At 32.3% G+C, this 24,918-nt stretch carries 23 protein-coding genes; 9 read left to right on the top strand and 14 right to left on the bottom strand.

The annotated features are described in order from the left end of the window. The first annotated feature begins 169 nt into the window (after positions 1-169). A complete protein-coding gene (locus BC748_RS00840; protein WP_133531569.1) occupies positions 170-3,418 on the top strand; it encodes a beta strand repeat-containing protein in 3,249 nt (1,082 codons plus the stop codon). A 69-nt stretch (positions 3,419-3,487) separates the two neighbouring features. Here BC748_RS00840 and BC748_RS00835 read toward each other — a convergent pair whose 3' ends face one another. The 4 genes from BC748_RS00835 to BC748_RS00820 form a co-directional block, all read right to left on the bottom strand. After that, positions 3,488-4,798: an ABC1 kinase family protein gene (locus BC748_RS00835; protein ID WP_133531568.1), complete on the bottom strand. Its 1,311-nt coding sequence runs from the start codon at positions 4,796-4,798 to the stop codon at positions 3,488-3,490. Next, positions 4,798-5,469 carry a TetR family transcriptional regulator C-terminal domain-containing protein gene (locus BC748_RS00830; protein ID WP_133531567.1) on the bottom strand — a complete coding sequence of 224 codons (672 nt, stop codon included), beginning with the start codon at positions 5,467-5,469 and terminating at the stop codon, positions 4,798-4,800. Before BC748_RS00830 ends, BC748_RS00835 begins: the two co-directional genes overlap by 1 nt. A gap of 143 nt (positions 5,470-5,612) precedes the next feature. After that, the gene (locus BC748_RS00825; protein WP_133531566.1) at positions 5,613-6,308 is read right to left on the bottom strand and encodes a YiaD family glycine zipper/OmpA-like lipoprotein; all 696 of its coding nucleotides are present in this window, start codon (positions 6,306-6,308) and stop codon (positions 5,613-5,615) included. 6 nt (positions 6,309-6,314) lie between these two features. Next, positions 6,315-6,788 (bottom strand): lipocalin family protein, encoded by a 474-nt coding sequence (locus BC748_RS00820; protein ID WP_133531565.1) that lies wholly within the window; start codon positions 6,786-6,788, stop codon positions 6,315-6,317. A 180-nt stretch (positions 6,789-6,968) separates the two neighbouring features. Between BC748_RS00820 and htpG the strand changes: the two genes are divergently transcribed. Continuing rightward, positions 6,969-8,855 carry a molecular chaperone HtpG gene (htpG, locus tag BC748_RS00815; protein ID WP_133531564.1) on the top strand — a complete coding sequence of 629 codons (1,887 nt, stop codon included), beginning with the start codon at positions 6,969-6,971 and terminating at the stop codon, positions 8,853-8,855. Positions 8,856-8,967: 112 nt separating this feature from the next. Next, a complete protein-coding gene (locus BC748_RS00810) occupies positions 8,968-9,366 on the top strand; it encodes a DUF2721 domain-containing protein (RefSeq protein WP_133531563.1) in 399 nt (132 codons plus the stop codon). Here the strand turns inward: BC748_RS00810 and BC748_RS00805 are convergent. From BC748_RS00805 to BC748_RS00790, 4 genes are all read right to left on the bottom strand, one after another. Next, positions 9,363-9,764 (bottom strand): response regulator, encoded by a 402-nt coding sequence (locus BC748_RS00805; protein ID WP_133531562.1) that lies wholly within the window; start codon positions 9,762-9,764, stop codon positions 9,363-9,365. The genes BC748_RS00810 and BC748_RS00805 overlap by 4 nt on opposite strands. Beyond that, positions 9,754-11,268, bottom strand: a complete 1,515-nt coding sequence (locus tag BC748_RS00800) for a PAS domain-containing sensor histidine kinase (protein WP_133531561.1) — start codon at positions 11,266-11,268, stop codon at positions 9,754-9,756. The genes BC748_RS00805 and BC748_RS00800 overlap by 11 nt, the downstream gene beginning before the upstream one ends. A gap of 91 nt (positions 11,269-11,359) precedes the next feature. Further along, entirely contained in the window at positions 11,360-12,259 is a 900-nt protein-coding gene (xerD, locus tag BC748_RS00795; protein WP_133531560.1) for a site-specific tyrosine recombinase XerD, read from the bottom strand. Between the two features lie 77 nt (positions 12,260-12,336). Further along, positions 12,337-12,876 carry a porin family protein gene (locus tag BC748_RS00790; RefSeq protein ID WP_133531559.1) on the bottom strand — a complete coding sequence of 180 codons (540 nt, stop codon included), beginning with the start codon at positions 12,874-12,876 and terminating at the stop codon, positions 12,337-12,339. A gap of 276 nt (positions 12,877-13,152) precedes the next feature. Here BC748_RS00790 and BC748_RS00785 point away from each other — a divergent pair, with 276 nt between their 5' ends. The 4 genes from BC748_RS00785 (at position 13,153) to BC748_RS00770 (ending at position 17,236) form a co-directional block, all read left to right on the top strand. Then, positions 13,153-13,689 (top strand): porin family protein, encoded by a 537-nt coding sequence (locus BC748_RS00785; protein ID WP_133531558.1) that lies wholly within the window; start codon positions 13,153-13,155, stop codon positions 13,687-13,689. A gap of 74 nt (positions 13,690-13,763) precedes the next feature. Next, the gene (gene aroQ, locus BC748_RS00780; protein WP_133531557.1) at positions 13,764-14,177 is read left to right on the top strand and encodes a type II 3-dehydroquinate dehydratase; all 414 of its coding nucleotides are present in this window, start codon (positions 13,764-13,766) and stop codon (positions 14,175-14,177) included. Between the two features lie 176 nt (positions 14,178-14,353). Further along, positions 14,354-16,816, top strand: a complete 2,463-nt coding sequence (locus BC748_RS00775; protein WP_133531556.1) for a DUF5686 and carboxypeptidase regulatory-like domain-containing protein — start codon at positions 14,354-14,356, stop codon at positions 16,814-16,816. A 63-nt stretch (positions 16,817-16,879) separates the two neighbouring features. After that, positions 16,880-17,236, top strand: a complete 357-nt coding sequence (locus BC748_RS00770) for a hypothetical protein (protein ID WP_133531555.1) — start codon at positions 16,880-16,882, stop codon at positions 17,234-17,236. Positions 17,237-17,585: 349 nt separating this feature from the next. Here BC748_RS00770 and BC748_RS00765 read toward each other — a convergent pair whose 3' ends face one another. The 6 genes from BC748_RS00765 to BC748_RS00740 all read right to left on the bottom strand — a co-directional run bounded on the left by BC748_RS00765 (position 17,586) and on the right by BC748_RS00740 (position 21,813). After that, on the bottom strand, positions 17,586-18,350 hold the full coding sequence (locus BC748_RS00765; RefSeq protein WP_133531554.1) for a sulfite exporter TauE/SafE family protein: 765 nt from the start codon (positions 18,348-18,350) through the stop codon (positions 17,586-17,588). Between the two features lie 46 nt (positions 18,351-18,396). Continuing rightward, positions 18,397-18,840 carry a hypothetical protein gene (locus BC748_RS00760; RefSeq protein ID WP_133531553.1) on the bottom strand — a complete coding sequence of 148 codons (444 nt, stop codon included), beginning with the start codon at positions 18,838-18,840 and terminating at the stop codon, positions 18,397-18,399. Between the two features lie 4 nt (positions 18,841-18,844). Beyond that, positions 18,845-20,152 (bottom strand): UDP-N-acetylglucosamine 1-carboxyvinyltransferase, encoded by a 1,308-nt coding sequence (gene murA, locus BC748_RS00755; RefSeq protein ID WP_133531552.1) that lies wholly within the window; start codon positions 20,150-20,152, stop codon positions 18,845-18,847. Between the two features lie 78 nt (positions 20,153-20,230). Further along, the gene (locus tag BC748_RS00750) at positions 20,231-20,944 is read right to left on the bottom strand and encodes a DUF4290 domain-containing protein (protein WP_133531551.1); all 714 of its coding nucleotides are present in this window, start codon (positions 20,942-20,944) and stop codon (positions 20,231-20,233) included. A gap of 1 nt (position 20,945) precedes the next feature. Next, on the bottom strand, positions 20,946-21,230 hold the full coding sequence (locus tag BC748_RS00745; protein WP_133531550.1) for a DUF493 family protein: 285 nt from the start codon (positions 21,228-21,230) through the stop codon (positions 20,946-20,948). A 163-nt stretch (positions 21,231-21,393) separates the two neighbouring features. After that, a complete protein-coding gene (locus tag BC748_RS00740; RefSeq protein WP_133531549.1) occupies positions 21,394-21,813 on the bottom strand; it encodes a DUF2452 domain-containing protein in 420 nt (139 codons plus the stop codon). A 572-nt stretch (positions 21,814-22,385) separates the two neighbouring features. Between BC748_RS00740 and BC748_RS00735 the strand changes: the two genes are divergently transcribed. Together BC748_RS00735 and BC748_RS00730 are read left to right on the top strand one after the other, a co-directional pair. Further along, positions 22,386-22,922, top strand: coding sequence for an AAA family ATPase (locus BC748_RS00735; protein ID WP_133531572.1), 537 nt, complete (start codon positions 22,386-22,388; stop codon positions 22,920-22,922). A 100-nt stretch (positions 22,923-23,022) separates the two neighbouring features. Further along, positions 23,023-24,918, top strand: a complete 1,896-nt coding sequence (locus BC748_RS00730) for a RecQ family ATP-dependent DNA helicase (protein WP_133531548.1) — start codon at positions 23,023-23,025, stop codon at positions 24,916-24,918.

The following is a 24,918-nucleotide window of genomic DNA, read 5'->3' as shown; positions in this document are numbered from 1 at the left end:
AGCTATCGGAGAGCGTTATCCAACTGGAGTTTACAACGTAGTTGTTAGCCAAGATGGTAATGCTAAATCATTACGTATGATTAAGAGATAAGTTTAGATTAAATATTGATAATAAAAATGCCTCTCTTTATTGAGAGGCGTTTTTAATTTTTAAAAAAGAATAAAAAAAATGAAAAAGTTGAAAACCAAGTTATTTACAGTATTACTATTAGCATCCATTGGTACATACGCACAAGTTGGAATTGGAACTACAACACCTCAGTCAACATTAGATATAACGGCAACCAGTTTGACGGGAACATCAGTTGATGGCTTGTTAATTCCTAGAGTTTCTAGATTAAGAGCTCAAACAATGACAGGAACTCCAACCTCAACAATGATCTATGTAGATGATATATCAAATGGCTCGGCAACTTTAACAACAATAAATGTAACGTCAGTAGGATATTACTATTTTGACGGAACAGTTTGGATTAAATTGACAACTGGAAATGATAATGATAGTTGGAAAATTAGTGGAAATAACGGAACAAATCCATCTACAAATTTCATTGGAACAACGGATAATCAAGATTTTGTAATTAGAAGAAATAATTTTAGAGCTGGTTATATTGGTGATCCTATTTTCACACCAGTTACTTTTGTTTTTAATAATAGTAATACTTCATTTGGAGCCAACTCATTAGTAAATCCAACAATCAATGTTGGTTCACAAACAGGAATTAGAAATACTGCATTTGGAGCAAACACAATGCCTAGTTTAACTTCTGGAAGAAGAAATACAGGTTTTGGAGAGTCTGTTTTATTTTCAAACATAAGCGGAAGTGAAAATACGGCCGTTGGCGTTGGTGCTCTATATGCTAACACAAATGCTAATGCTAATGTTGCAATTGGTCGAAACGCATTAACAAATTCAAATGCAAATAATAATACTGCTGTCGGTTTTACATCACTAAGAGATAACTTAACTGGTACAGGTAATAGCGCACTTGGATATCGAAGTTTACAAACAAGTACAGGTTCAAACAACACAGCCATTGGATTTGATGCTGGTTTTGCTTTAACTACTGGTTCAAATAATATAATGATTGGAGCCAATACTGTTGCTCCAGTAGCAAGTGGAAGTGATCAATTAAATATTGGAAATACCATTTATGGAAGTGTCGGAGCAACAAAAAATATTGGTATTAGTCAACCAAATCCACAAGGTATTTTAGATATTACCTCTACAAATGACGGATTGTTAATTCCAAGAGTAGCATTAACAACAACAACAAGCGCATTACCCTTAACACTACCAACAATTTCCGAATTAGTATATAATACAGCGAATGTTTCAGATGTTACATCAGGCTTTTATTATTGGAACGGAACTATATGGGTACGTTTGGCAACAGGAGTAACAACAAATGATTGGACAACTACTGGTAATGCTGGATTATCAGGAACAACTAATTTTATGGGAACAACCGATGATGTGGATGTATCATTTAGAAGAAACAATATAGCATCTGGGAAAATTCAATCCACAAATACATCACTAGGAGTTGGCGCATTAAATATAGCAACTACAGGAACAAATAATGCTGCTTTTGGAACAAGTTCATTAGGAGCAAATACAACAGGATCTTCTAATGTAGCAATTGGAACAAGTGCTTTAACTGCTAATTCAACTGCTTCAAATAACACTGCAGTTGGTGCTTCAGCATTAGCTGCAAATACAACAGGACAGAATAATACAGCAATTGGACAAAGAGCATTAGTTACCAATATACTTGGTGGTTCTAATACAGCTATTGGAACAAACGCATTGGCAGTAAATACAGCAAGCGATAATACAGCTGTTGGCTTTAGTGCATTAACTGCAAATACAATTGGAACTAAAAACACTGCCTTAGGTACGCAAGCATCTTCATCAATCACATCTGGTACTTCAAATACGGCTGTTGGATATCAAGCGCAAACATCTAATACAGCTGGTTCTTCTAATGTAGCAATCGGAGAACGTGCTTTAGGAAGAAATTCAGGTAGCTCAAATACTGTAGTTGGTTTTGAAGCTATGTGGGGAACAACATCAACATCAAGTAATTCAACAGCAATTGGATGGCATGCACTATTTTCCAATTCAGGAAATAACAATACTGCTATTGGGTATGATGCGCTACAAGGTAATACAAACGCATTAGGTAATACTGCTGTTGGATCAAGCACTTTAAGAATAAATACTGGTGCTAATAATACCGCTATGGGAACTCTTGCTGGAGATGAACATGGTTCTGGTGCAAATAATACCTATGTAGGTTTCGAGGCTGGAAGATACAATACTGGTGCAGCAAATAATAATGCTTTTTTTGGTCATCAAGCTGGTTTAAGAACAACAGGTTCATTTAATACAGCAATTGGTTCAAATTCATTACTAGTATTTGGAGCTTCAGCAAATAACGTTGCCGTTGGATATAATGCTTTAAGAAATAATACTGGTACAGGTAATGTTGCATTAGGATATCAAGCTGGATTAAATGAAACAACTTCCAACAAATTATATATAGAAAATTCCAATGCAAATGCAGACGCTGCTTTGATTTATGGTGAATTTGATAACAATATTGTTCGTATTAATGGAACGCTTCAAATTAGTAATCCAGCAGCAGCTCCAGGATATTCCCTACCAAATGTTCGTGGTACAGTTGGACAAGTATTACAAACCAATGGTGCTGGAACAACATCTTGGGTAAATGCTTCAACACTAGCAATAGCCGAAGTAGATCCAAAAGTACAAACAACTACAATAAACACTATATCAAAATGGAATGGAACTGGATTAGTAAATAGTATTATACAAGACGATGGAACAAATGTTGGAATTGGAATTCCTCCATCAGCTGGAAACAAATTAGAAATAGCAGGAAAAACAAGAACAACCGATTTTCAAATGACAAATGGTGCAGCAGCCAATTATATCATGCAAAGTGATGCTACTGGAAATGCTTCGTGGGTTCAAAATCCTGTAAACACGTATTCTTATACAAAAGTAAATCTAAGTGCCAACCAAAGTTTAACAACGTCTAATTGGCAAAAAATAAATTTCGATAGTGAAGTAATAGATACTAATTCAGAATTTGCTGGTGGAACTTTTACTGCATCTAAAGCTGGTCTATATCAAGTTAATGCTTCATTTCATACAAATGATCAAAGTAATCAAGAATTTTATTCTATTGGAGTATATGTGAATGGAGTTCTATATCAACAGATGACAGGTAACCATTCCAATCTTGGCCCTGTTTTTAGAAACATCAGTTGTGCAGTTAATCTAGCAATAGGTGGAACTATCGAAATATTTGCAGAAAACTATCAAACATCAGTAAATGTTGATGCATTTCCTGCTAAAACATTCTTTGAAATAATTCAAATTAGGTAAAAAAGATAAGAGCGATACTCAAACGTGGAGTTATCGCTCTAATCAACCTAACCAATAAAACAATTAAAATTATGGAATATATTTTTCGTATGTTTTTGTTTCTATTCTTGCTTTCAAATCGTGTAATAAATTATACAATCCAAAGAACGTTCTGTTAATATATAAAAAATGTTTTGAACCTCTGTTGCCATTCATTTTTCTCAATTGTGTGTCTTTTGAAAATTCTTCACCCATTTCTGCTATTTTTCCAAAAAAATCATCATCCGAAAAGTCAAAATAATCTCCATGAAACGGTTTTGTAAACAAACTCAGTAAATCATGGAATATCTTGGTAAAATACTCAATCTCTTCTTTGCTATCATCGAGACGTAAAATTTCTAATTCGAATAATTTTTCATTAAAAATCTTTGGGTTATCAATAACTTCTGGTTTAGCCAATTCAAAATAAGGAACATAAAACTCCTCAGGAACTTGCTTTATACAACCAAAATCTATCGCTACCAGATTGTCATCTTTATCAATTAAAAAATTACCAGGATGTGGATCGGCATGTACTTGTCGTAAATGATGCATTTGAAACATATAAAAATCCCAAAGTGCTTGACCAATTTTATCTCCTTTTACTCTATCGTCATTCTGTGATGTAAACTCCGAAAGATGTTTCCCTTCAATCCATTCCATCGTTAAAATCTTCTCTGAAGAATATTCAGAATAATACTTTGGAAAACACAAATTTTCAATTTTACTACACCAATCAGATACTTCCAAACTTTGTTTTAATTCTAAAACATAATCCGTTTCTTCGAGTAATTTATTTTCAACTTCAATGAAATATTTCTCTGAATCCTTTCCTTTCAAATTAAACATTCTCGTTGCAAATGGTTTAACTAAAGCTAAATCTGAACTAATACTTTCTGCAACACCAGGATATTGAATTTTCACTGCAAAACTCTTACCATTTTTTGTTGCTTTATGCACCTGACCAATACTGGCCGCATTCATGGCATCTGGTGTAAACGTATCATATATTTCTTCAGGATATTTTCCTAAATATTTTTTAAATGTTTTTCTCACCAATGGCGCTGATAATGGCGGAACCGAAAATTGAGAAAGTGAAAACTTATCAACATAAGCTTGTGGCATAATACTTTTATCCATGCTCAACATTTGAGCCACTTTTAAAGCACTTCCTTTTAAATTCTTTAATCCATCATAAATATCTTCAGCATTGTCTTCATTCAATTTATCTTTTGTTAAGTTTGGATTAACCAGTTTCTCACCATAGTAAGCAACATAATTTCCTCCAACTTTAATGCCAGTTTTGACTAATTGGGTTGCACGTTCAATTTTTCCTGTTGGAATTTTGTCTAATGTTTTCATTAATTAAATTTTTCTTTCCAAAGAAATTTACCCAAATCAAATAAATTCTCTAATTGTTTTGTATCTAATAAATCAACAACAGTATTAACCGATTTCTCAATCAAGACATCTGTTTTTTCAAAACTTTTTGATGTATCGTCAATCCAAAATTTCAATAAAAATAAAAACTGTATCCATGCTCCTTCTGAAAAAACAGGTTCAGTAACTTTATTAATTCTTCCTGAAACCATTGTCTCATTTGAATTAATTATACTTACGATATATTCTTTAAAATGGTTTCTGAATTGTTTTAAGCTTTTTAAATTTTTCAATCCTTCCTTGTTTTCTTTCAAATAAAACAACACATAAGTCCTATTCAACGTTAAAATTTCAAACAAAGTAAAATATAAAGTCAATAATTTTTCTTTGTTAGAATAACTTTCAATTTTTGGGTCTTTTGACATCGCTGCAGATGCATTTTCAAAAAACTTCAACCATATAGCTTCTTTTAACGATTCGAACGAACCAAAAAAAGAATAAAACTGACTTTCGTCTAAATCGTGTTTTTTACAAAAAGTATAAATATTCTTTGGTTCTTCATTGTTTTCTAAAACATCTGTCATGAAATGACTCATAATACTCAAATCATCAATTATTTCTTTTTTAGAACTTGTCTTTTTAGCTGTTGCCATTTTATTGATTTTAAATACATTGTAAAGTTACAAATTGTTTAACAAATTAAGCAAATAATTAAACAAAAAGTTTTGTTAAAGTTTTAAATAATAAAAAAGCGACTAAAAATATAGTCGCTTTAGATTAATTACATGAGGCTTAATTATTTCCCTGCTTCTTTCTGAGCATCTTGAACCATTTTCTCATTTGCCGTAATAGCAAATTCTACTCTACGGTTTTTGCTTCTTCCATCAGGAGTATCATTTGTTGCAATTGGATCAGCAATTCCTAGACCAGTAGTATTAAATCTAGAAGCTGCAAGACCTTTACCTGCCAAATAAGATTTAACAGATGCTGCTCTTTGTTCTGATAATTTTAAATTATAATCAGCTGCACCAGTGCTATCAGTATAACCATAAATTTGGATATTGGTATCTGGATAATGTTCAAAAACAGAAACAAGTTTATCCAAATTCGCTTTAGCATTAGAAGTTAAAGTTGATTTGTTTGTATCAAAACGAACTGCATTTTCACCCAAAACTAATTTAATTCCTTCACCTACTCTTTCAACTTCAACACCAGGTAAAACTGTTTCAATTTCGCGTGCTTGTTTGTCCATTTTGTTTCCAATAACACCACCAGCAACACCACCAATTACGCCACCAAGAACAGCACCAAGAGCACCGTTTCCACCTTTTCCAAGGTTATTTCCTAAAACTGCACCTAGAACAGCTCCAGCGGCAACACCAATTCCAGCACCACGTTGTGTATTATTTGTGTTTTTTACAGCTTCACAACTTGTAAAAACTGTCGATAGTAGCATTAAACATGCTACAAAAATAGAAGTATACTTTTTCATAATTTTTTAATTTAATCTTTCAAATTGATAAACAACATCTGTTATTTTTCCAGCAACATCCACTTTTTCAATAAGTTGAAATGAACTTGCAGTTTGGTTAGCCACTTTCAATACATAACCAGATTTAACTTTTTTAGCTTTTGCTTCATCTAAAATTTTCATAACAAACTCACCTTCTTTATTGATAAACCATGTAATTGGTGTTGAATAAGAAGTACAACTTGGACTATTCAAAGTAAAATTTCCTTTGTTATTATTGGAAACAAATTTCCACGTACTTCCAATAAAACATTTAGAATCAGCCAAATCAAAAGATGTCAATTTCATAACATCTGAACCAGGAAATCCAACTGAAGCAATTCTCCAATTTCCTTTAATCGCAACTTCAGATTTATTATCAAGCTTTGTATTGGTTGCCGATTTTGATTTGCATCCCAATAGTAAAACCGAAAATAAGACTGTTAAAATAATTTTTTTCATCTCTATAATATTTTACATTTAATTATTGGCAAAGATACGCCCATTTTCAATTGCATTTTATAAATTAGTTCTATTTGATTGTAGAATTGTTACTACGTCAATTTGTCATAGAAATAGATTTTGGTATTAGATTTGACTAGTAATTAGTATTAAAATTATTTAAACATAAAATCAAAGAATATGACAACAGGAAAAATTAATGTATCAGTAGAAAACATCTTTCCACTAATCAAGAAGTTTTTATACAGCGACCACGAAATTTTCTTGCGTGAATTGGTTTCCAATGCAACAGATGCTACTTTAAAACTAAAACATCTAACTTCTATTGGAGAAGCCAAAGTGGAATATGGTAATCCTATTATTGAAGTTAAAATCGACAAAGACGGAAAAAAACTTCATATTATTGATCAAGGTTTAGGAATGACTGCGGACGAAGTAGAAAAATACATCAACCAAGTTGCGTTTTCTGGTGCCGAGGAATTTTTAGAAAAATATAAAGACTCTGCCAAAGATTCAGGAATTATTGGTCATTTTGGTCTTGGTTTTTATTCCGCCTTTATGGTAGCCGAAAAAGTGGAAATCATTACAAAATCATTCAAAGATGAACCTGCTGCACATTGGACATGTGACGGAAGTCCAGAATTTACGCTTGTACCACATGACAAAACTGACAGAGGAACAGAGATAATTCTTCACATAGCAGAAGATTCATTAGATTTCTTGGAAGAATATAAAATTCGTGAATTGTTGACTAAGTACAATAAATTCATGCCAATTCCAATCAAATTTGGAACAAGAAAAGAATCGCTTCCTTTATCTGAAGATGCCGCTGAAAATGCAAAACCAGAACAAATTGAAGTTGACAACATCATCAATAATCCAAATCCAGCTTGGACAAAACAACCTGTTGATTTGACTGATGAAGATTATAAAAACTTCTATAGAGAGTTGTATCCAATGCAGTTTGAAGAACCATTGTTCAACATTCATTTAAATGTAGATTATCCATTCAATTTGACTGGTATTTTATATTTCCCGAAGATGTCTTCGGATTTGCAACTGCAAAAAGACAAAATTCAATTATACCAAAATCAAGTTTATGTTACTGATAATGTAGAAGGAATTGTTCCTGAATTTTTAGGAATGTTGAAAGGTGTAATTGATTCGCCAGATATTCCATTAAATGTTTCTCGTTCCTATCTTCAAGCTGATGGAAATGTGAAGAAAATTTCAAATTACATCACCCGAAAAGTTGCTGATAAATTGAAATCACTTTTTAATGAGAACCGTGAAGATTTTGAACAAAAATGGAACGACATTAAAATCGTTTTAGAATATGGAATGCTTTCAGAACCAAAGTTCTATGAAAAAGCTGGTGATTTTGTTCTGTATCCAACTGTTGATGACAAGTATTATACGTTAGCGGAATTGAAAGAAACAATTGCAACAAATCAAACAGATAAAAATGGAAAACTAGTTGTGCTTTATGCTTCAAACAAAGATGCGCAACACAGTTACATTGAAATTGCAAAGCAAAAAGGATATCAAGTAGTATTGCTAGACTCTCCAATTGTTTCGCATTTGATACAAAAATTGGAAGCGGATAACGAAAATTTAACATTTACTCGTGTTGACTCAGATCATATTGAAAAATTAATCCAAAAAGAGGAAACTCAAATTTCTAAACTTTCTGAAGATGAATCGACACAATTGAAAACTGTTTTAGAAGAAATTGTTCCAAAAACAAATTATTCAGTTCAACTCGAACCTCTGGACAGCACTGCTGCACCATTTATAATTACGCAACCCGAATTTATGAGAAGAATGAAAGAAATGAGCCAATCTGGTGGTGGCGGAATGTTTGGCATGGGTAATTTCCCTGAAATGTATAACTTGGTTGTAAATACCAACTCGGAATTAGCCACAACAATTTTAAATACTGGAGATAAATCAGTACAAGAAAGTTTAGTAAAACAAGCCTTAGATTTAGCTAAAATTTCTCAAGGATTATTGAAAGGTGAAGAATTGACCGCTTTTGTAAAAAGAAGTTTCGAGTTGATTAAATAGCTTTCAGATAATTCACTAATAGATAAAAGACCTGTGAGTGATAACTTGCAGGTTTTTTTATTGAATTTATTTGTCGTACTTCGTACCTCGTAAATCAAACTTCGAATATAACATGACACTATCTATAGAAACTCCTGCTCTACTCTTTTCTGCTACATCATTGATTTTATTGGCTTATACCAATCGATTTTTAACAATTGCTCAAATTGTTAGAAGTTTAAAAAGTCATTATGACGAGAAACATACCAAAAGTATTTTACTTCAAATCAACAACTTGAATTTGCGACTTTCTTTGATTAGATACATGCAACTTTTTGGAGTTTTGTGCTTGTTTCTTTCAGTATTTGCAATGTTTTTATTGTTTTTAGAACAACAAATTTTTGGAATTTATCTTTTTTCAGCAAGTTTGCTCTGCTTATTGATATCGTTAGCTATTTCGTTTTGGGAAATAAGTATTTCTGTAACCGCTTTACGATTGCATTTAAGTGATTTATTAGAAGAAAAAAACTAAGCTGGATAGCTAAAAATTGTTTTCAAATCTTCGGCTGTCATTGGTTTTAAGTAATAATCTTTGACTTCATCTTGGTATTCATTAGCTTTACTCATATCCGACTGATTATCGGATGAGCTAACAATATAGATTATAATTTCTTTGGCTAATTTATCTTTAATTATTTTAAATTCTTCCAAAAACTGCCAACCGTCAAGAATTGGCATATTGATATCTAATAAAATTAGATCGGGCGGATTTTCACCTCTATCCATTTTGGATTTTATTCCTTCAATGGCAAGTAATCCATTTTCAAAAAACTTTGGGGTAACATTTATATTATTGTTCAATAATAATTTTTTGATGATGAAATGAAAAATTTTATCATCATCGACTACAAAAACATCATTAAACTTCATTGCTAAAAAAGATTTTAAAAGTTGTCCCAATATTTGTTTTACTCTCTACTTCTATATTTCCACCCATTGATTCGATCTGATTTTTAGTGATAAACAATCCAATTCCTCTTGAATTTTTATTTTTGTGAAACGTTTTATACATCCCGAAAAGCTTTCTTCCGTGCTTTTCTAAATCAATTCCTAATCCATTATCCTTAATTTCTAAAACACATTTCCCATCTTCTTTTCTCATGGAATAATAGATTTCTGGTGTTCGGTCAGGATGTGAATATTTAATTGCGTTAGTGGTAAAATTAAGCAAAATACTTTCTAAATAAGAAGGATTAAAAGCAATATTGCATTTTTTTGGAATCTGCTTAAAAATTTTCACTTTGTTGTTGCTTATTTCTTCACTTAAAATTCCTAAAACTTTATTTAAATAGAGGTTCAAATCCAAATTTTCTTTTTTATGAACCATGTGTGTATTGATGTCAACCAACTCTTTTAAATGTTCAATTGTTTGATTTAAAGCGTTTGACGAAGTTTTTAAATGCTCAAAAATTTCAAGAACAGTTTCCGAGTCATTTTCAGTTTCAATCAAATCTAGAAGCATTTTAAAATTGCCTGTGTGCGAGCTTAAATTGTGGGAAACGATGTGCGCAAAATTTAACAATCGACTATTTTGCTCGTTAATTATTTGCGAATTTTTTAATATTGCAGTTTCGTTTTCTTTTTGAGAGGTTATATCGGTATGTGTTCCTGTTAATCTGGTTGGAAGTCCATTTTTGTCTCGCTCTATGATTTTACCACTACTCAAAATCCATTTATAATTACCCGATTTAGTCTTCATTCGCTTTGCGTTTTCAAAATAATCGGTTTCACTTTTAATGTGCATATTAAAATCTTTCAAATATTTTTCTAAATCATCAGGGTGAATTCGCTCATCCCATTTTTCGTTTGTATCAATTACATCATCTTGAGTTAATTCAAGTATTCGTAATGATTGGGGAGAAAAAAAGACCTTACCTGTTCTTAAATCTAAATCCCAGATACCATTTGAAGATGCTTCCATAGCAAATTGAAAACGCTCTTCAGAAATTTTTAGCTCAATATCTCTTTGCTTTTCTTCAGTTATGTCAGATATTCTTCCATATAGAGAAATATAATTGTAAATATCCCGTTCAACATTAGCCACAGCTTTAAACCAACGTAATCCTTTAGTTGGAAGAATGGCTCTGAATTCATGAGACCAAAAATCAGTGTTTTTATCTAAACTTTGGATAGAACTTAAAAGTTTTTGAAAATCATCAGGAACGATTCGTTGGCTTAAATCAAAGTTTCGCAACTCTTGTCTGGAGAGTTCGAAATAATTAATGACGGCTTTGTTAAGAAAAGGAGAACTCAAATCGCCAGTTGGCGATAACGAAAGCTGAAAAATTAAATCCGGAATTTTAGTTACAAGTTTCTTGTAAAAAATACCGTTGTCGCTATTAAATTTTTTTTCAGCATATGGTTTTTGTAACATAGCTTTAGTGGTTAAGTTTATAGTTTTTTACAAATTTCAACCTTTGGGGAAAATTGAAATTCGTTTCAAATATAATAAAAATATCGACAAACTACATTTTTCTCGGATGAAATGCATTAATTATTTGTGAAAGATGCATTTTATCGAGATGAACATAAATTTCTGTTGTGGTGATTGACTCGTGACCGAGCATGATTTGAATAGAACGAAGATCGGCTCCATTTTCTAACAAATGTGTTGCAAATGAATGCCTTAGCGTATGAGGACTTATATTTTTCTGTAAATTAATTGCAACTGCTAAATTTTTAATAATCGTAAAAATCATTGCTCGAGTTAATTGTTTTCCTCTTCGATTTAAAAATAATGTATCTTCATGATTTTTAGAAATTTGCAAATGATTTCTGATAGTGCTTCTGTAAATGTCAATATATTTTTTAGTAGAATTGGCAATTGGAACAAATCGTTGTTTGTTTCCTTTACCTGTAATTTTGATAAAATCTTCATCAAAAAATAAGTCTGATATTTTTAAAGTTACTAATTCAGAAACGCGTAATCCACAGCCATAAAGGGTTTCGAGCATAGCTCTATTTCTTTCTCCTTCAGGTTTTGATAAATCAATGGCGCTAATGAGTGCATCAATTTCTTCTAGTGAAAGTGTATCGGGTAATTTTCGTCCTATTCTTGGGGCTTCAATTAACTCCATAGGGTTATCCGTTCTATAGTCTTCAAAAATCAGGTAGTTAAAGAAACTTTTTAGCCCGGAAAGAATTCTAGCTTGCGAACGTGCATTGAGTTCTTTAGAAATGGTATAGATGAATTGTTGAATGGTTTCATCTTTTATAGTAATAGGAGAAACTTCTATTTGGTTTTGAGATAAAAAAAGTAATAACCGTTCTAAATCGAAAGTGTAGTTATCAATGGTGTTTTTTGATAATCCTCTTTCTATCTTTAGGTAATTTTGAAAACTTTTGATATAACTATTCCAATTCATACAGCAAAGTAACGAAATGAAATGATATAAAAAAACCTCTCCAATGGAGAGGTTCTCATTATAAGTATTACAACTTCTTAGAAGTGTAAAGCGAAACCAATATTAAATTGAATAACAGCTTTATCAGTATAATTTTCATTCAAACTGTGGTTGTAACGTAAACCTGGCTCAATAGAAACGTTTTCACCTAAAAACCAAGCATAACCAGCACCAATACCTAACCACATTGGTGTTTCATTAGCAATCTCTACTGCATCACCAGAAGCTCCAGTTAAATCAAGAGTAACAGGTATCATGCTTTCAACATAATATTTAGCACCTAAACGGTAAGAAAAAGAACTAGTAGAATTTGCACTATTACTTCCGTAACCTAAACCAGCTTTAATAGCTAAATCATCCATAATGAAATAACCACCATCTAAACCTAAGTTCATTGTAGACTCACCATCTTGTGATGCAAAATAGAAACCTGTAGTTCCTAACATAGCATTACCTGTGTTAGCTTCGATTAACCATTTTCCTTCTGATGTTTGACCACCAGCAGATTCTTTTTTGTCTTGAGCGTTAGCAACACCAAAAGCGAAAACCGCAGCTACTGTTAAAATAATTTTTTTCATGTTTGTTTAATTTTAAAATTAATAGAAACAAAGTTATAAGTTTCATTTATTAGGAATAATAAGTCGTTTTGTAGTTATTAACAAGTTTATCAACAATTATTAATATTTATAAAGCTCTTTTTCAACAAAATAGCAATTTCAACACCAATATGAACAAATCTAGCCTAACTTAAAAACAGCGCTAAAATGAGAATTCTTAAAACTATTTGTCTAAGAGAAACAATAAAATCATTCACAATTCGTTATATATTTGTATCAATTCTAAAACTCAAATCCATGAAAAAAGTAATTGTTTTATTCATTTTATTGTTGAGCGCAAACTCTTTACACGCTCAAATGCTGAAATTTGGTGTAAAAGCTGGTGCTAACTTTGCTAATCTTGAAGGCGATAATGTTGAAGGTTCAATTTATACAAGCTTTCATTTTGGTGCTGTTGCAGAAATCAGTCTTTTGGAAAATTTATCATTACAACCAGAACTTTTGTATTCTTCGCAAGGGACAAAGGTTGATGAAGCAGGAATTAAGGATATTAACTATAATTACATTACTGTTCCAGTATTGGCTAAATTTTATTTAACTAGTAAAAAGTTAAGTTTAGAAGCTGGACCACAGTTTTCGTTTTTAGTAAACGAAAACGTTGAAGAACAATTTGAAGGCGAAAGTTTTGATTTTGCAGCTGCTGCAGGATTAGGGTATAACATTACTGAAAACTTCTTTGTTCAAGCTCGATATGTCATGGGATTAACGGAAGCTAACAAAGACGCTGAAGTTACGAACAGAGTTATCCAGTTTTCTGTTGGTTATACATTCTAATAAAATCATAAGTTTATCACAAAACCGTTGCTAATTTCGCAACGGTTTTTTTATTTTTACTAAAAATTCATCTCATGAAAATCATCATCATCAACGGACCCAATCTAAATTTATTAGGAAAACGCGAACCCGAAATTTATGGCAGTCAAACATTTGAGGATTATTTCAACGAATTAAGATCAAAGTTTAAACATGTTGAATTGGACTATTTTCAAAGTAATATTGAAGGCGAACTGATTGATAAAATTCAAGAAGTTGGTTTTAGTTATGATGGTATTATCCTTAATGCAGCAGCTTATACTCATACATCAGTTGGAATTGCCGATGCAGTGAAAGCTATTTCTACTCCTGTTATTGAAGTGCACATCTCAAATACTTTTGCTAGAGAAGAGTTTAGACATCATTCGTTTATTTCGCCAAATGTTAAAGGAATAATAATTGGTTTTGGAATGAAAAGTTATGAATTAGCTTTACAATCGTTTTTGTAATTTCACTTCTATCCAAATGAAATCATAGTTTTTTTTCTTGTGTTAAAAAGAACTATTTTAGAAACTACGTTTTTCACAAAAGCGATTTTCTTTGTTCTTACTAAAAGTAGTATACAACCATTTTATATTTTTTTACGTCTAAATAATAATACCACTCAACTATTAAATTCTAATCCATGAAAAAAAACTTTACTCTCTTATTACTGTTCCTGATTGCTGTTGCAACACAAGCCCAAATTAAAGGTGTTGTAAAAGATGTTACCGGAAAACCGCTTCCGTTTGTGAACATTTTTGAAGAAAACACCTATACCGCTACTACTACCAACGAGTTAGGGAAATTTGAACTGAACATCAAAACACCTGGAAAGCATGTCATTCTTTTTCAATATCTCGGTTATAAAACAGGTAAACAAGTTGTTGATATTGCTGAAAATCCAATATCGATTGAGGTTGTTCTTTTGGAGGAAGAAATTTCGTTGAACGAAGTAGTTATCAATCCAAATGATAATCCCGCGAACGAAATTATTAGAAATGCTATAAAGAATAAAAAGACAAATGCAGCTAAAACTGCTAGATACACTGCTGATTTTTATTCGAGAGGTATTTTTAGAGTTAAGAATTTACCAAAAACTATCTTAGGACAAAAACTCGATTTCTTTGATGAAATTATCGACTCGACTCGTAGTGGCATTTTATATTTATCGGAAACGGTTTCAAAAGTTACTTTCCAAAAACCAGACAAGTTGAAAGAAGTAATTTTAGCTTCAAAAGTGAGTGGAAACGACAATGGTTTTAGTTTTAACAATGCTTCTTCAGCTAATTTTGATTTCTATGACAATTATTTAGAATTTGACACCAATGTAGTTTCACCAATTGCTGACAATGCCTTTAATTACTACAAATACTCATTTGAAGGTTCATTCTTTAACGAAAACCGTCAGCAAATCAATAAAATCAAAATCATTCCACGTAGAGAAACCGAACCAGTAATGTCGGGTTACATCTATATCGTTGATGATACGTATGCGGTTTATGCTGTAGATGTTTCACTTACTGGAAAGCAAATGCAAAACCCAGCGATTAATGTTTTGAACTTAAAACAAAGTTTTAGTTATAATAATCTATCAAAAATCTGGACTAAAAACACCCAAACTTTAGACTTTGATGCTGGAATGTTTGGTGTAAATATTTCGGGTGGATTTACCTATGTGTTTTCGAATTTTGAGTTTCCAGAAAAATTTGATAAAAAAACCTTCACTGCCGAAGTCATTCGATTTGAAGAAAATGCCAATAAAAAGGAAGACTCTTTTTGGAACACCATTCGTCCTGTGCCTTTGACCGAAGAAGAAACTACCGATTATTTGAAAAAAGATGCCTTGCAAGAGAAGAAAAAATCGCAAGTCTATCTAGATTCCATCGATAAAAAGAAAAACAAGTTTGGCTTGTTGGATATTATAAACGGTTACTCCTATTCCAACTCATTCAAAAAATGGACTATCAATTATAACGGTCCAGCGTTAAATACTTCGTTCAACACCGTTCAAGGTTATAACACTAGCATTGGTTTGTCGTATTTTAAAAATAATGAAGACAAAAAAACCTACTATCAGTTTGGTTCTAACCTAGCTTATGGATTTTCAGATGAAAAATTTAGACCAACTGGTTATTTTTCGGCAAAATTAGACAACAAATCCAAATCATTTTTGACTGTTTTTGGTGGAAATGTAGCAACACAATTCAATCCAGAAGAACCAATTGCAAGAATAGTTAACATGGTTAGCACCTTGTTTTTCAAAGACAATTACATGAAATTGTATGAAAAGAATTTTGTGACGGCTAATTTTTCAAGAGAAATATTCAATGGTTTGAACATGACTGCGGCTGTTGAATATGCAGAAAGAAAACCGCTTTTCAACACTAGTGATTATACTTTGATTAAAAATGACGATTTATATACTTCCAATAATCCGTTGTTGCCATTAGACGAAACTGTTGCTGCAATCGACAGACACAATTTAGTAAAACTGAATATTGCTGGTAGAATTAAATTTGGACAAGAATACATCACGCGTCCTGATGGAAAATACAACCTTGGAAATGACAAATATCCAACACTTCTTTTTGGATATGAAAAAGGATTTGCTTCTAATAATGACAACTATAATTATGATAAAGTAACGGCTAGAATTACACAAAACTTAACGCTTGGCAACAAAGGTGAAACTGGAATAAACATCAGAGCAGGAAAGTTTTTTAACGCCGAAAACATTTCATTTGTAGATTATAAACATTTCAATGGAAATGAAACGCACGTTTCGATTGGAACATCGTTCATCAACTCGTTCAATTTATTGCCTTATTATGCTGCTAGTACAAATGACAGTTATTTAGAAACACATTTTGAACACAATGACAAAGGATATATTATGAATAAAATTCCGTTGTTGAACAAACTGCAATCAAAATTGATGCTTGGCTTTAAAAACTTAGCAGTTCCAGATAGAAAACCATACCAAGAGTTTTCGGTTGGATTGAGCAACCTTGGTTTTGGAAAAGTTAGGATATTCCGAGTGGATTATGTTCGCTCTTACCAAGGCGGATTTCAAGGCGATGGCGTAATGTTTGGAATTAATTTTTAATCGAAACTAACAATAAAAAGTAATTTTATCCGTTTTACTCTTAATACTAAAATGGATAAAATTATGAAGAAAGTTTTTTACATTACATTTACCTTGATCATTGTCTTTTTAATCTCAGGACTTATTCCTATGAATAAAGGCAAAGACAACTGTATTGAAATTTCAGGCATCATTAAATCTGTATCTGAAGGTGGTGTTAAAGATTTGGTCTTTGAATTGGAAAACGATGAGATAAAATATTACATCAACCGCGGTTTTGAAAACGGATTTGAAATAAGTAAAGCCAAAAAAGATTTTGAGGGAAAGAAAATAACTTTATTTTATGTTAATTCATGGACGCTATTAGCACCATTGGGAACTACAAGTAAGCATGTTGCCAATGCAGTCATAAACGACTCAGTTATTTATAATGAATGGTGATTATTTAAAAAACCACAAGAATACATTTTATAAAATTACCCGTTTGCTATACCTAAAGCAAACGGGTATTTTTTTTAATTTATTATACTACGCGCTCAGGTAATATATAAAACCAAACTACTTTATTATACTACGCGCTCAGGTAATATAGGTCTACAAACTATTTTACTATACTACTCGCTCAGGACATATATGTCTACAAACTGTTTTACTATACCACTCGCTCAGGGAATAAATATCTACAAACTATTTTGCTATACTACGCGCTCAGGACATATATATCTACAAACTGTTTTACTATACCACACGCTCAGGATGTATATATCTGAAATCTTAATTTCTTACTGTTTTAAAAAAACACATCATATCCGAAACGGATTAACGTTAGGATTACTACAAAAAGGAAAAACTTTCTAATGAATGTATTGCCTTTTTTTATTGCTAATTTTGCACCGATAAAACCACCAAGTGCATTGCAAAAAGCCATCGGAATAGCGATTGCCCAAATTATTTTTCCTTTGATAACAAAAAGACAAATCGAACCAAAATTAGTAGCAAGATTAACCATTTTGGCATTAGCCGAAGCATGAAGAAAATCAAAACCCAAAACGGTTACAAATGCCAAGACTAAAAAACTTCCTGTTCCAGGACCAATAAATCCATCATAGAAACCAATAACTATACTAATGGCAATGGCTAGAAATAGTTGTTTGTTTTGACTAAAATCTTTTTCTTGATGTTGTCCAAAGTTCTTTTTGGCAAACGTATAAATGGCTATTCCAATCAAAACCACTAAGAGCAATGGTTTCATAAAATCGTTACTCACTTTGGTCAACAAATACGAACCAAAAAATGCGGAACCAAAGGCAACAATAGCCATCAATGCTAATAACTTCCAGTTCATTGTTACCTTTTTTAAGTATTGAAAAGCGGCAAAACTTGTTCCGCTAAAGGCTGGAATTTTTAGAGAACCAATAACATTCGCCACAGGCAATTGTGGCAACAATATCATCGTTACAGGTGTTTGAATTAAACCGCCACCGCCAACAATAGCATCTACAAATCCGGCGAAGAAAGACGCAATGCAAAGAAATATAATGATATAAGTTTCCATTTGTGTAATTAAAAATCCCAATCTACAGTAGTAAATTGGGATTAGATTATTTATGAGGTATGTAATCGTCTTTCCATTCTTTCCAAATAATTCCGGCAAACTTTCCGTCAGTATTCAACCAAATTCGAACTTCGTTTACAAAATCATTTCTTTCAAAATTTGCTTTATAGCGATATATTTTTGAACCTCTTGTAAAAGTATCGTCAATAACTTCAATCAGTTTCATGTCGATAAATTTTCCGTTTCTTTTGTCTAATACATCACAAGCATGTTGCATTTCTGCAAGTGAAAGTTCCGAAAGACTTTTAGTTACTTCTCTTTGAGTTAATTGAATAAATTGTCGCGTTTTACAAGTTTCTACAATTCGTTTACCAAAATTGTAAACCTTCTGTTTTTCAGTCTCAGAAATTGAATTAACATCAATTCTCCTGAAGGTTGTTTTACAAGAAGAAAGCAACAAAAAAAGGAGGCAAAAGGCTGTAAATCGCATTTATTTATACTCTAACGATGTTTGCTCCTAAAGCTCTCAATCGTTCGTCAATTCGTTCGTAACCTCTATCAATTTGTTCAATATTTTGAATAGTTGACGTTCCTTTTGCAGAAAGCGCCGCAATCAATAATGAAATTCCTGCTCTGATATCTGGTGAACTCATTACGGTTGCTTTCAATTGTGATTTAAAATTGTGTCCCATAACTACAGCTCTGTGTGGATCACACAACATAATTTTGGCACCCATATCAATTAATTTATCCACAAAGAACAGACGGCTTTCAAACATTTTTTGGTGAATTAACACATCTCCATTAGCTTGCGTTGCAGTAACGAGAACAATGCTCAACAAATCGGGTGTAAATCCTGGCCAAGGCGCATCAGCGATAGTAAGAATAGAACCGTCAATATCTGTTTTTACTTCATAGTTTTCGTGTGTTGGAATATAAATATCATCGCCACGACGTTCAAGTGTAATTCCTAATTTTCTAAACACACTTGGAATAACACCTAAGTTATCCCAAGAAACATTTTTAATAGTTATTTCACTTCTTGTCATCGCCGCAAGACCAATCCACGAACCAATTTCAATCATATCAGGAAGAATTCGGTGTTCGCATCCGCCAAGACTTTCTACTCCTTCTATGGTCAATAAGTTTGAACCAACTCCGGTGATTTTTGCACCCATAGAGTTCAACATTTTACACAACTGTTGCAAATAGGGTTCGCAAGCAGCGTTATAAATTGTAGTTGTTCCTTCGGCTAAAACTGCCGCCATAACAATGTTTGCTGTTCCAGTAACTGATGCTTCGTCCAATAACATATAAGCACCTTTCAATCGTCCATCAATTTCTACTCCATAAAAATGGTCTTCTCTTTCATAACGGAATTTTGCACCAAGATTGATAAAACCTTCGAAGTGTGTATCTAATCTACGACGGCCAATTTTATCACCACCTGGTTTTGGAATATAACCACAACCAAAACGAGCCAATAGTGGACCAACAATCATAATCGAACCACGAAGACTTCCGCCTTCTTTTTTGAAAGCGTCTGTTTTTAGATAATCAACATTTACCTCATCGGCTTGGAACGTATAATCGCCAGGACCATTTTTCTGAATTTTTACTCCTAGATTTCCTAGTAGCGTAATTAATTTATTGACATCAATAATATCGGGAATATTAGTTACTCTAACTTTTTCTGAGGTTAATAAAGCTGGACATAAAACTTGCAACGCTTCGTTTTTTGCGCCTTGTGGTGTTACATCTCCTTTTAGTCTAATTCCGCCTTCTATTTTAAATGTTCCCATTTCTTTTCTGTATAATGTATAATTGTATAGTGTATAATGTTGTATCGATTTACAATTTTACATTATACAGTATACAAATTAAGGTTTTGTATTGTTATTATTGTTTTTTACAAAAGGTTTTTTACCTATTTTATTGTTTTTAATCTTAAGGTTTTGAGGCATCGTTTTATTCGACATCTTTTTGTTTGTTCGCATTAAATCAGTAGTCGTTAGTAACTCTTCGCTACTTTGCAACAAGTTCAATTTACCATCAGACAGTTCGAATAAATGCTCAAAAATCACCACATCAGTAACAGTATCTTTGTTCCAACTCAAGTACGATTTTTTCATGTGATTGGCAATTACTTTCACCAACGCACTTTTCATTTCGCCTTCTTCCCAACTATTAGCTACATTAATCATGTACTTAATATTGTTACCATAAAAACGGTATTTTGGGTTTTTTTGAGGATAAGCTAATCGTTCTGGCTTTAGATTAATTACATCGCGAGTTGGCACAGGATAAGGTGAATCTACTTCCAACTTAAAATCCGACATAATAAAAAGTTGATCCCACAGTTTGTGCTGAAAATCGGGAACATCTCTCAAGTGAGGATTCAAACTTCCCATTACTTGAATGATGTATTTAGCTGCTTTGTTGCGTTCTTCTTTGTCTGCAATTTCAGTAGCTTGATCAATCAGTTTTTGCAAATGACGGCCATATTCTGGAATAATTAAATGCGGACGTTCCGCATTATATTCAAGATGATGCACCACTTCATTGGCATTTTCTTTGATATATTTTTCTAACATTTTATAATGATATTATGCCTTCAATTGTAGAAACTTCGATGTATTTTTCAACCACACTATCCGGGTTTTCCATCATCACGTTGATAGAAATACTTGTGTATTTCCCTGTTTTAGATTGCGTTGTTTGAATAACAGCGCCAAGATTGTCAAAAGCATTTTCCACTTCCTCAATTTTCTTAGCATCCGTCGGCACAATAAATTTGTATAAGTATTCGTTAGGCCAAGTTGATGTATTGTTCAACTCTTCACGCAGTCTGATATAAAATTCCTCTGTCTTCTTATCCATCCAATTAAAAAATAAAAGCAAATATACAGTATTGATTTTAGATTATAAACAGAAGTTGTTTTGAATTTGTTTTGAAGTAAAGTATTTGCTGAACTTTCAAGTAAAAGTTATTGTTCAGCAAAATAAAAGGAAGAGATTTTGAAAATTTGATTTACTAAAAACATTAATAAAATTCCGCACTAGATGTATCAATAACCATCCATTTTTTATCACTATTGAGTTTGAATGTACCAATAAATTGTTTGTTCCATTCCGTTGGTGATATAAGTGAAAGAAACTCTCTTCCATCATCACCTAAATACATATGATACGTCTCGCCAATCACAGGTTCAAATGAAAATTTAGCATTATAAACCAACTCATTCCATTTATATTCCTCCATTAATTTTTTGTATTCCAACTTAAGCTCACTAAACTTATTTTCAAATTCTTTATTAACAGCGTGAATACCTCTATTTTTCCAGGCAACAACATCATCAGTTTTAATAACTGGCGCACCAACATTGGTTGCATAAGGTAGAAAACTTGAATTGTATCCTTCTTTTTCAGAATAAACTACGTTGTCTGGTTTTTTCTCTTCCATGAAATTGGTTAAAATTGGTTTTGAATTTTAAAAATTAAACGTGTAAAATTAATTCAATTTAGCTCCCAACTCTATTTTTTTATATTTTTCATAACGTTTGTTGAGGAAAGTAAAATTATCACTTTCTTTCATTGTGTTGTTTTTTTAGCACACTTACAAGAGTCTACATTTAATTACAGATAAAAAATAAAAGTTGTTTTGAATTTCTTTTGAAGCGAAACTTTATCGCTTTCTTGCTTTCCATATTCCTGCTGTTCGTTACAATCTGTCATTGCGAGGAAGAAAGCAGTAACATCTCACAATTCAAAATCGCAATGACAGGATTTCCACTTCCATCAGGGCTAAAAGAGTAACTATTTGAATTTTAAAAAACTATTACATCTATAAATTAGGTTAAGTCTATAAAGTAATTCAAATAAAGTATTTGTATTTGACACAAAATTGTCAGCCAAACAAACATATTGTTAAATATTCTACAAAAAAATAATCCAAAAAGAAATCCAAATAAATCCCAAAACACTTTCGCTATTCTAAATACTTTCAATAAATTTGCGGCTTATTTTTTAAAACCCTTGGAAAAAGAATTAGTTGTAATCACTGGCGGTCCAGGAACGGGCAAAACCACAATCATCGATGGATTAATCGAACAAGGCTACTCGTGTTTCCCCGAAATTTCACGCCAAATTACCCTTGAAGCTAAGAAACAAGGCATCGAACAACTATTTCTAGAAAAACCGTTACTCTTTAGCGAACTCCTTCTCGAAGGAAGAAGAAAACAATACCAAAGTGCACTTCAAGACCAAGCCGAAATAGTTTTCTTAGACCGCGGAATACCCGATATTTTAGCTTACATGCATTACATCGGCGATAGTTATCCGGCATTTTTTGACCAAGCATGTCATGAACATAAATACTCAAAAATATTTGTCCTTCCACCATGGGAAGAAATCTACGAAAGTGACGAAGCGCGCTACGAAAACTTTGAACAAGCCACACTCCTATTCGACCATTTAAAGGAAACCTACCAAAACTACAACTACGAATTGATAGAAGTGCCAACAGGAACAGTAGAAGAACGCATCCAATTTATCTTAAACCAATTATCATAAAAAAGAAGATAGTAATTGCATCCATTATCTATATGTCTATTATCTTTTTTCTCTAGTCTAAAATAAAATAAGTAGTTTTGGACAACCGACAATCGTAAAAATGTCAAAAGCTTTAGAAATTCTAAAACAATATTGGAAACACGACTCTTTTAGATCACTTCAAGAGGAAGTAATCAATTCCGTTCTAGAAGGCAAAGACACACTCGCATTGATGCCAACTGGCGGTGGAAAATCCATTTGTTTCCAAGTTCCAGCAATGATAAACGAAGGACTGTGTTTGGTCATTTCGCCATTGATTGCCTTAATGAAAGACCAAGTACAAAACTTGCAAAATAAAGGTATAAAAGCCATTGCCTTAACTGGTGGAATTAGTGAAAATGATATCATCGATTTACTAGACAATTGCCAATTTGGCAACTACAAATTCCTCTATCTTTCTCCAGAACGATTACAAAACGATTGGATTGTTGAGCGAATCAAAAACTTACCCATCAATCTAATTGCGATAGACGAAGCACACTGTATTTCGCATTGGGGACATGATTTTCGCCCAGCTTATTTGAAGATTAATAAGTTAAAAGAGTATTTCCCAAAAGTTCCTTTCTTGGCTTTAACAGCAACAGCAACAGCTCGAGTTCAAAAAGACATACTAAACCAATTAGCAATTAGTGATGCCGCATTTTTTTCAAAATCATTTTCGAGAGAAAACCTCAGCTACATGGTTTTTGAAGTAGAAGACAAATTCCATTTGGCAGAACAAATCCTTCGAAAAAACCCAGAACCTTCCATTATATATGTAACCAATAGAAAATCATGTACGGATACTGTGTCGCAACTCGAAAGTCTTGGTTTCAAAGCAACCTACTATCACGGTGGATTATTACCCAGGGATAAAGAAAACCACATGAAACTTTGGATGGAAGAAAAAGTTCAAATTATGGTTGCAACCAATGCTTTTGGGATGGGAATAGACAAAGCCAATGTAAAAACAATCATCCATTTGCATTTGCCAAGCAATCTTGAAAATTATTATCAAGAAGCTGGTCGCGCAGGACGAAATGAAGAAAAAGCCTTTGCCGTTCTTTTAGCAAATCCAACCGATATAGCACATGCCGAGTCGCAGTTTTTGAGTATTTTGCCCGATAAAGCGTTTTTAAATCTAGTGTTTGTAAAACTCTGCAACTTCTTTAGAATTGGTTATGGTGAAGGAATTGACGAAAAATTTAGCTTTAATCTCAACCAATTTTGCACACATTATAATTTGCCAACTTTAAAAACTTATAATGCATTACAATTTTTAGACAACCAAGGAATTATTTCCATCTCGCAAGAGTTTTCAGAAAAAATAACGATGCAATTTATAATTTCTTCCAAAGAAGTCATTCGCTATATGAGTTTAAACCCAAGTGATGAGGAAATAGTACTAACTATTTTAAGAACTTATCCTGGGATTTATGATATGCAAACGTCTTTCAACACTCAATTAGTGGCAAAAAAATCCAACACGTCAGAAATTAAAGTAAGTGCTTTGTTAACCAAGTTGAAAGAAAAAAACATCATTGAACTTCTTGCCAAAAAAAATGACACTTCAATAATTTTTAACGAAGTTCGAGAAGACGACAAGACCATCAATCGAGTTACAAAACATTTAGAAGCCCAAAACAATTTAAAAATCGAACAACTCAAATCGGTTTTGGATTATGTAAAAACTAAAAACGTTTGCAAAAACAAATTGCTATTAAGTTATTTTGGCGAAATAGCTTCAAAAGATTGTGGTATTTGTTCGTATTGTATTCAAAAAAAGAATATCAAAAAAGATAGCTCAACCTTACCTAACAAAATCATTGAGTTATTAAAAATGCAAGAATTCAATGCAAGAGATATTCAAAAGTTAACTAGGTTTCCAAAAGACGATGTTATCTTTGCACTTCAAAATTTATTGGAAAACGATGAGATTATCATCCAACCCAACAATTTATACGCAATAAAAAAATAA

The organism is Flavobacterium dankookense (assembly GCF_004362665.1).
Classification (GTDB): Bacteria; Bacteroidota; Bacteroidia; order Flavobacteriales; family Flavobacteriaceae; genus Flavobacterium; species Flavobacterium dankookense.
The sequence above is the reverse complement of the archived record's forward strand: the minus strand, read 5'-3'. Positions and strand labels throughout refer to the sequence as shown.